The organism is Pseudomonas fluorescens (assembly GCF_902497895.1).
GTDB lineage: Bacteria > Pseudomonadota > Gammaproteobacteria > Pseudomonadales > Pseudomonadaceae > Aquipseudomonas > Aquipseudomonas fluorescens_BP.
In genome coordinates, this window is record NZ_CABVHQ010000031.1 from 66802 (window position 1) to 75468 (window position 8667).

The 8667-nt window shown below is 60.5% G+C and carries 7 protein-coding genes; all 7 read right to left on the reverse strand.

All coding sequences use genetic code 11. The features are described 5' to 3' along the window. Positions 1–87 precede the first annotated feature (87 nt). The 7 genes from F8N21_RS17000 to F8N21_RS17030 are packed head-to-tail and all read right to left on the reverse strand — an operon-like array spanning position 88 to position 8461. A complete protein-coding gene (locus F8N21_RS17000) occupies positions 88–1656 on the reverse strand; it encodes a flagellar hook-associated protein 3 (RefSeq protein ID WP_150643221.1) in 1569 nt (522 codons plus the stop codon). Between the two features lie 13 nt (positions 1657–1669). Continuing rightward, on the reverse strand, positions 1670–3712 hold the full coding sequence (gene flgK, locus F8N21_RS17005; protein WP_150643222.1) for a flagellar hook-associated protein FlgK: 2043 nt from the start codon (positions 3710–3712) through the stop codon (positions 1670–1672). Between the two features lie 11 nt (positions 3713–3723). Next, positions 3724–5007, reverse strand: a complete 1284-nt coding sequence (gene flgJ / locus F8N21_RS17010; protein ID WP_150643223.1) for a flagellar assembly peptidoglycan hydrolase FlgJ — start codon at positions 5005–5007, stop codon at positions 3724–3726. A gap of 10 nt (positions 5008–5017) precedes the next feature. Next, positions 5018–6127 (reverse strand): flagellar basal body P-ring protein FlgI, encoded by a 1110-nt coding sequence (locus tag F8N21_RS17015; protein ID WP_150643224.1) that lies wholly within the window; start codon positions 6125–6127, stop codon positions 5018–5020. 15 nt (positions 6128–6142) lie between these two features. Beyond that, a complete protein-coding gene (flgH, locus tag F8N21_RS17020) occupies positions 6143–6838 on the reverse strand; it encodes a flagellar basal body L-ring protein FlgH (protein WP_150643225.1) in 696 nt (231 codons plus the stop codon). 51 nt (positions 6839–6889) lie between these two features. Beyond that, positions 6890–7675, reverse strand: coding sequence for a flagellar basal-body rod protein FlgG (gene flgG, locus F8N21_RS17025; protein WP_150643226.1), 786 nt, complete (start codon positions 7673–7675; stop codon positions 6890–6892). Between the two features lie 45 nt (positions 7676–7720). Further along, on the reverse strand, positions 7721–8461 hold the full coding sequence (locus F8N21_RS17030) for a flagellar basal body rod protein FlgF (RefSeq protein WP_150643227.1): 741 nt from the start codon (positions 8459–8461) through the stop codon (positions 7721–7723). Positions 8462–8667 lie beyond the last annotated feature (206 nt).

Sequence of the window (8667 nt, forward strand, 5' to 3'; positions counted from 1 at the left end):
GCAAGGCTCGCAAGCGGCGGGCGCTCACTCAGCCGAGTGAGCCCCTTGAAACCGCTGAAAATAGGCGGTTGTTATACGACGGTGACCTTAGATCTTGTTGAACAGGCCCAGCTGAGTGATTTTGCTGAACGCCAGTTGAGCGGCCTGCAACATGGTTTGCTGCAGCGTCAAACGGGTCATGACCTCGGCAGGGTCAGAGTCGCGAATCGATGATTGGGTGATGGTATTGGCCATCCCCAGGCTCTGGTTGGTCATCGCCTGATCGTCCAGCGCCTGACCGCGCACACCCACCGACGTGATCTCGGTCCCCAACTGTTCAGTCGCGCTGGCCAGGTTACTGATGCCCGAATCCATTGCCGCCAGTAGCTTCTGTTTGGCAACCGGATCGTTATTGACCGGCGCATTCAACGCGGCAGTCATGTAACCCAGGGTGTCCAGAACATTCTGCGTCTGATGGGTATTGGCCTGGATCACGAATTGATCGCCGGCTGCCGGCGTGCCGCCAAGGGTGAACGTCACACCGGCCGCTGTCGCGTTACTGCCAACCATGGTACTCGATGAAACCGGTTTGCTATCGGCGGTCAGAGGCGCCGCATAGAGATCGTAGGCTGTCGCGCTGGTGAACTTGAGGATCGCACCACCGGCCGGAAAGCTGCTGGTATAGGCCGTCGAGTTGGTTTGCTTGGCACCGGTGATCACCGCCGTCGACGGGTTACCGGGGCTGCGCGAGATGTTGAAGGAGTCCGGTTTGGCTGACAACTCAAAGCTGTGATCGGCAATCACCTGGTCCGGATTGGTATCGGTCGACTTCAGGTTGATGTTCAGGTTCATGTCGACACCACGGAAACTGACGACCTGGTTTGCCCCGTTACTTGAACTGATCACGCCGCCCTGGCTGGCTTCGGAAGTCACGTCATTGCCCAGCACATCGGTGATCTGCAGCTGTGTACTGCTGAGAAAGCTCACCGTGTAAGGCTCGCCAGTGGAGAAGCTGGAATTGTAGGTCGCGCTGTTTGCGACCTGTCCGCTGGACAACGTCACTCGCCCATCATCCACGAGCGGCGCGGTCATGTTGCTCTGCGTGCGACTGGTATTGATCGCCTGCTGGAAAGCGGCCCAGCCGGTGGTGTTGCTGGCGACCGACAAAGAGTCACCGATGGCCAGGTTCAAAGTCGACTGATCGCCGTTATAGCTATAGGTGCCGTCGGAGTTCCGCGAATAGGGTGGCGTATCGGTTTTCGAGCCGGCGAACAGGTAGTTCCCCGCCGAGTCCTGGGAGTTCATCAGGCCGAGCACCTGTTCCTGGATCTGCCCCAGCTCCGCGGCATAGGCCTTGCGGTCAGCATCGGTGGCATTACCGTTGGCGGCACTGAGGGCAATTTCCTTGGCCCGCTGCAACGCTGTGCCAATGGAGGTCAAGGTCGTTTCCGAGAGGCTCAGCGTGCTCTTGATCGAGTTGATATTGCCGTTGTACTGCTCGAGCATTGCGCTCTGCTGCCCCAGCTGCAGCAGACGCCCCGCACCGATAGGATCATCCGCCGCGGTATTGACGCGAACCAGACTACTGGCCTCGGCACTGGTCTGGATGGCTTTATTGAAGTTGCGCTGGTAGTTGGCAGCGGTAGTTTCGTAATACTGAGCGGTAGAAATGCGCATGAACTACGACTCCTTAAAGGCTGTTGATCAGAGTGCTGAAGATTTCCTGCGCAGCCTTGATGATCTGCGAAGAGGCGGTGTAGTACTGCTGGTATTTGACCAGGTTGCCGGTTTCCTCATCGAGGTCGACACCGGACAACGAATCGCGGGCACCCTTGGCCTGAGCCAGGATCGCCGTAGTGGCCTCGGCATCGGATTTTCCTTGCGCCGCCTGGGCGCCGACGTTGGTGACCAACTTGCCGTAAGCATCCGTGAGGCTGATGCCCTTGCTCGCCGAACCGGTGTCGACTGTCTGTCTGGCCTGCAATCCAACAATGGATTGGGCGTTACGGTTGTCCGAGGACGCGGCTGGCGTCAGCGAGATGGTGAAGCTTTCCTTGTCGTTGGGCGTGCCGCTCACGGTGGTCTGGACCGTGAAGGTTTTCTGGGTCGCAGGGATAGTACTGTTGTCCATGACCGGATTGCCGCTGGCATCGACCATTTTCACTTGCAGGTTCAGGGCATTGCTTTGCCCCGGGACGATAGTCCCGGTGCCCATGCTGGTGCCCTTGACATCGTAGAGCGTATAGCCCTGAGTACTGCCGGATGCGGCGTCGAACACCAGCTTGACCGGCGTCGAGTATTTCAGACCGTTCTGCAGCTCGGTGCTGGCGGCAGAATTGTAGATATCCAGGCTGCTGGTCAGCGTCGGCTGGGTGTAGGTGCCCTTGTTGTTGGCGCTGGTGACACCGGTCAGAGGCGCGGCCGCAGCGATCTTTTTCGGATCGGCGAGCACGGTCTGCATATCGGTGGCGCCACTGCGGGTTGGCGTCACCTTGAATGTATCACCGAGCTTGGCGCCGCCGCTCAGTGTCATGGTAAAACCGTCGATGACCGGAGGCGGCGTGGTGAGGGTGCTGAAGGCCCCCATGTCGGTGCCGTCAGAGCGCCGGACGTTGTAATCCGTGGGACTGCTGAAGGTGACTTGATAATCACTGGTGGTCAGCTTGCCAGTGTTTTTTAGGGTGACGTTGAGATTGCCGGATGTGGGATCGTTACCGGCATTGGCAATACTGCGCTGACTGACAAGCGCGGCACTGTTGATACTGCCGAAAATCGCCGCGCCAAAGTCGCCGTTCTTGTCCAGGCCCTGGGCCTGCTGACTGTTGACCTGATCGGCAATCACCAGCGCGACGCGGCCCAACTCCTTCATCGCCGGGTCGAGTACTTCGTTGCGGTAGCGGATCAAACCACCCATCTCGCCGCCGCTGATGATCGACGTGATGTCGATGGTGCTCGAACCGCGATTCATCTGGATCGAGGAGCGGTCGGGATCGGTCTTGCTCGGCACCACTTCCAGGGTATTGGTGGTATTTCCCATCACCAGCGGCTGGCCGCTGCCCATGTAGATATCGTAATTGGTGCCGCGCTCGACCACGTGCGTACCGACCAGTTCGGAGAGCTGACGCACCTTTTCGTTGCGAGTATCGAGCAGATCGTTCGGCTGGCCGCCGCCGCCCGAGACTTCGGAAATCTTCTGGTTGAGCTGGGCAATCGAGCTCGTCAGCTTGTTGACCTGCGTCGCCATGTCTCCCAGGCTGCCATTGATATTGGTGTTCTGATCGTTCAGTTGCCTGGCAATCGTATTGAAGCGATTGCTCAGGGCCTGGGCACTGGTCAGCACGGACTGGCGAGACGCGTCGTCAGTGGGTGAAGTCGCCACGCCCTGCATCGAGGTGAAGAACTTTTGCAGCGCCGCAGTGACGCCGGTATTGGCGTCGGACAACATCGAGTCGACCGGCTTGACCTGCGCCAGGTAGGCGGCCGAATCACTATTGAGCGAGGTAGTGGTGTGCAACTGGGTGTCAAGGTAGGCGTTATATACCCGGCGCACATCGGCCAGAGTCGTACCGGTGCCGATAAAGACGTTGCCGTACTGAATGGAGGCCTTGGTCCCCTGCACGGTTTGCTGGCGTGAATAACCGGCGGTGTCGACGTTGGCAATGTTGTTGCCGGTTGTCATCAATGAGGACTGGCTAGCCGACAGCCCCGACATCCCGATATTGATCAAACTCATGGTTCATGACCTTATAAAGTCGTGGAGGAGCTCGCCGCAGCGTAGTTCTGGTAGCTCTTCATTTGTTTGGCTATCTGTGAAATCTTGCTGGCGTAATCCGGGTCGGTGGCATAACCGGCCTTCTGCAACTCGCGCACAAACTGTTCCGGATTATCGGCCGACTTCAGGACTTCTTGATAACGATTGTTGCTTTGCAGCAAGGTCACCAGGTCATGGAAGCTGTCCTGGTAAGAATCGTAGGAACGGAACTCGGCCGTCTCCTTGACCATCTCGCCATGCCTGAACTCGCTGGTGATGGCCCGGGCCTGGGCGCCCTTCCAGCTTTCGCTGGCCTTGATGCCGAACAGGTTGTGGCTGCTGCTGCCGTCCTGCTGGCGCATGACTGATTTACCCCAGCCGGTTTCCAGCGCGGCCTGGGCCACCAGGTAGCGCGGATCGACGCCGATCCGGTCAGCCGCCTGCTGCGCCATGGGCAGCATGGTGGCGACGAATTCGTCTGCCGAACTGAAGGCTTTTTTCGCGGGCGCCAGGGGTGGCTGGGCTATGGCCCGACCGTAGACCTGCATCCGCCCGTGCGGCGCGGCAAAGCTTTGCGCGGACTGCCAGTCGCCCTTGATCACGGCATCGGCAGCCGGCGTGGTCCGGGTCGGCAACGCATTGTGCGGGGTGGCAGCGGCAGCGGTGGTCGCCGATGGCACGATCCCCATCAACAACCGGTCGGCGAGTTTCGGCGGTAAGGCCAGGCGTCGCTGATTGAGCAAGCTCCTGACGTCATGGGTCGCGCCCTCGGCAGCCGGTTGTGGCTCGCTGGCCGAGCGCGATGCCCACAAGGGACGTTGACCGTTGAGACGACTCAAGGGGCCGTTGGTGGCGGTGGTCCCGGCAGCGATCGGAGTCGGGACCGGTGCCTTGGCCGCGCCTTCTACAGCGGTCGATAAAGTCGAGTCGGTCGCCGCGTGGGCCGGCCTGGTTTTCGACATCTGCCGCAGCAGGACATCCGCCAGGCCTATGCCGCCGCCCTCGCGGGACATGGAAACCGCCAGCTGCTGGTCATACATTTCCTGGTACTGCTTGGCCGCCGGGGTGTTGAGCGGGTTGTCCTGGCCCAGCGCATCGGTGGCCGAACGCATGGACTTGAGCATTTCGTTGAGGAACAGTGACTCGAACTCCTGCGCCACCTTGCGCATGTTGCCATCGCTGTCCTTGTCACCGACCTTGAGCTGGTTAAGCCGGTTGAGGTCGGAATAGGAACCCGAATCGCCGCTGCTCACCCGAGCGCTTTTCTGAATATCCATGGCCGCCCCCTCAAATCACGATCAGATCGGCCTGCAAGGCGCCGGCCTGTTTCAAGGCTTCGAGGATGGCCATCAAGTCACCCGGCGCCGCGCCGACCTGATTCACCGCACGCACGATTTCGTCCAGGGTGGTGCCAGGGCCGAACCTGAACATCGGTTTGGCCTCTTGCTCGGCACTGACCCGCGAGCGTGGCACAACGGCGGTCTGGCCATTGGACAGCGGGCCCGGCTGGCTGACGATCGGGTCTTCGGTAATGGTCACCGTCAGGCTGCCGTGGGTCACGGCGGCCGGTGAAACCTTGACGTTCTGGCCGATCACGATGGTGCCGGTACGCGAGTTGATAATGACCTTGGCCACAGCCTGACCTGGATCGACTTCGAGGTTTTCGAGGATCGACAGGTAGTCGACACGCTGGCTCGGATCCAGCGGTGCGGTCACCCGAATCGAACCACCGTCGATGGCCTGGGCCACGCCTGGCCCGAGCAGATCGTTGATCTTGTCGACGACGCGCTTGGCCGTGGTGAAGTCCGATCGATTGAGGTTGAGGGTCAGGCTGTTGCCCTGGTTGAAACCACTTGGCACCGCACGCTCGACGGAGGCGCCACCGGGGATCCGCCCGGCCGACGGAACGTTGACGGTGATCTTCGAACCGTCGCGGCCTTCCGCGTCGAAACCGCCAACCACCAGGTTGCCCTGGGCGATGGCGTAGACGTTGCCGTCAATACCCTTGAGCGGCGTCAGCAGCAAAGTGCCGCCGCGCAGGCTCTTGGAGTTGCCGATGGAGGACACGGTGATGTCCACCGTCTGCCCCGGCTTGGCGAACGCCGGCAAATCGGCGCTGATCGATACCGCCGCGACGTTCTTCAACTGCACATTGCCGGAGCCGGGCGGCACCTTGATGCCGAACTGCGAGAGCATGTTGTTGAAGGTCTGCAGGGTAAACGGGGTCTGCGTGGTCTGGTCGCCCGTGCCGTTAAGCCCGACGACCAGGCCGTAGCCGATCAATTGGTTGGAGCGTACGCCCGAGATACTGGCGATGTCCTTCAACCGTTCGGCGTGAGCGCTGAAGGCCGTGGACAGCAAGAGCATGGCCGCCATCAGGTGCTTGAAGTTCAACATGGGCCGGGTCATCACCTAGAAAGGGAACAGCGGGCTGAGGAAGAAACGGTCGAACCAGCCTGGCTGACTCGCATCGGCAAACGAACCGGTCCCCGAATAGGTGATGCGCGCGTCAGCGATCCGGGTCGAAGGTACGGTGTTATCCGTGGAAATATCGTCGGCACGCACCAGGCCGGCAATCCGCACCAGCTCGTCACCGGTATTGAGGGTCATCCACTTCTCGCCGCGCACGGCAATGATGCCGTTGGGCAAGACATCGGCGACGGTCACGGTGATCGAACCGGTCAGGCTGTTGCCCTGCCCGGCCTTGCTGTCCCCCTTGGTCGCACGGTCGCCGCTGTAACCGACATCCAGGCTCAGGTCGCCACCCCCAATCGGGTCATTGGTACTCAAGCCGCCACCGAAAAAGGAGCTCAGTCCGATATCGGTCTTGCTGTTCTTGCCTATTTGCGAGTTGGCGTTTTTGCTGGCTTGAGTCCTCTCGTTCAGGGTGATGGTGATGATGTCACCGACCCGGAACGCCTTGCGGTCGCCGTACAGGTTCTGTTCAAAGCCGGCCTGATAGATTGAGCCGTTGTTCGCCGCAGCCGGCAACGGGGTGCGCGGCAACACGGGCGCGTAGTAAGGGTCATTCGGCTTCGGCGGCGGGGAAACGCACCCCGCGAGCACCGCGATCCCACTCAGTACCAGAACAGTAACAAACCGACTCATGACCCTACCTCACGGTGTTGCAGACGACCTCGGGTCGCCCCATAGACTTGATTACAGATTCTGCGTTACGAACGAGAGCATCTGGTCGGCGGTGGAGATCACTTTGGAGTTCATCTCGTAAGCGCGCTGAGTGGTGATCATGTTGACCATCTCTTCAACCGTGCTGACGTTGGAGGTTTCCAGGGTGTTTTGCAGCGTCAGGCCAAAACCGTTCAAGCCCGGAGTGCCGATTTGCGGCGCGCCGCTGGCAGCGGTTTCCAGGAACATATTGCCGCCGGCCGCTTGCAGGCCCGCCGGGTTGATGAAGTCAGCGGTCTGCAGGTTGCCGATCACTTGGGAAGCCGGGTTACCGGCGATGGTGATCGAAACCGTGCCGTCCTGACCGACCGTGAAGGTCTGTGCATCGTTCGGCACGACGATCGCCGGCTCCAGCGCGAAGCCGTTGGCCGTGACGATCTGGCCATTGGAGTCCAGGTGGAAGGTACCGTCGCGGGTATAGGACGTGGTGCCGTCCGGCTGCAGGACCTGGAAGAACCCGCGACCATTGATGGCCATGTCCAGCGGCTGCTCGGTGGTTTGCAGGCTACCGGCGGTGAAGTTTTTCTGGGTGCCGACGATGCGCACACCGGTACCTACTTGCAGGCCCGATGGCAACTCGCTGTCCTGGGTCGACTGGGCGCCAGGCTGGCGTTTGATCTGGTACAGCAGGTCCTGGAACTCGGCACGGTCACGTTTGAAACCCGTGGTCGAGACGTTCGCCAGGTTGTTGGAAATAGTCGTCAGGTTGGTGTCCTGGGCGGACAGACCTGTTTTGGCAACCCATAGAGCCGGAAGCATTCGATTCTCCTCGCGCGCCTGTTTTACGGCGCTACGTTCTGGTGATTAGCTGATCTGCAAGACCCGAGCCATGGCCTCGTCGCCTTCTTTAGCGGTGTTCATCATCTTGATGTGCAGCTCGAACTGCTTGGCCAGCGCCAGCACTGAGGTCATCTCCTCGACGGCATTGACGTTGCTCGACTCGAGGAAGCCGGACACCAGTTGCACATTGGCATCTGCATCGGCCGGCTGGCCGTCTTTGGTGTGGATCGAACCGTCCAGGCCCTTGGTCATGTTCTTCAGGTCCGGGTTGACCAGCTTGATGCGATCGACTTGGGCCATCACCCGCGGGCCTTCGCCCATCGCGCGGATGCTGATGGTGCCGTCCTGACCGACTTCGATTTTCTGTTCCGGCGGCACGGCAATCGGCCCACCGTTGCCCATGACCGGCATCCCGTTGCCGGCCCGCAACACGCCCAGGGCATCGACATTCAGGCTGCCGGTACGCACATAACCTTCACTGCCGTCGGGGGTTTGCACGGCAATCCAGCCATTGCCACTCACCGCCACATCGAGGTCGCGCCCGGTTTCCACCAGCGCGCCAGCAGTGAAGTCGGTGGCCGGTCGCTCGGACAGGGCAAACGCCCGCGCCGGAAAGCTGTCACCAAATACCGGCATCGACCGCGCCTGCTCCAGGTCACGCTGAAAACCGTTGGTGGAAATGTTCGCCAGGTTGTTGGCATGAGCCTTTTGCGCCAGTGCATTCTGGCTGGCGCCGGTCATTGCCACGTAAAGGTACTTGTCCACAGTCTTTCCTCTATCTGCCGGACGTTTGCCGCCCACCGCTGTACTAATGAGCCATAAGCAATAACTGCACCAACTATTTTCTGGCGGCTGCAGGGCAGGCAAACAGCGGACTTGAGGGAATCAGAAGGGATTTGGGGATTGTGTCAAAGACGAAAAACCGGCGGGGATATGCCGGTCGTGACGTAGGAGCTGCCGCAGGCTGCGAT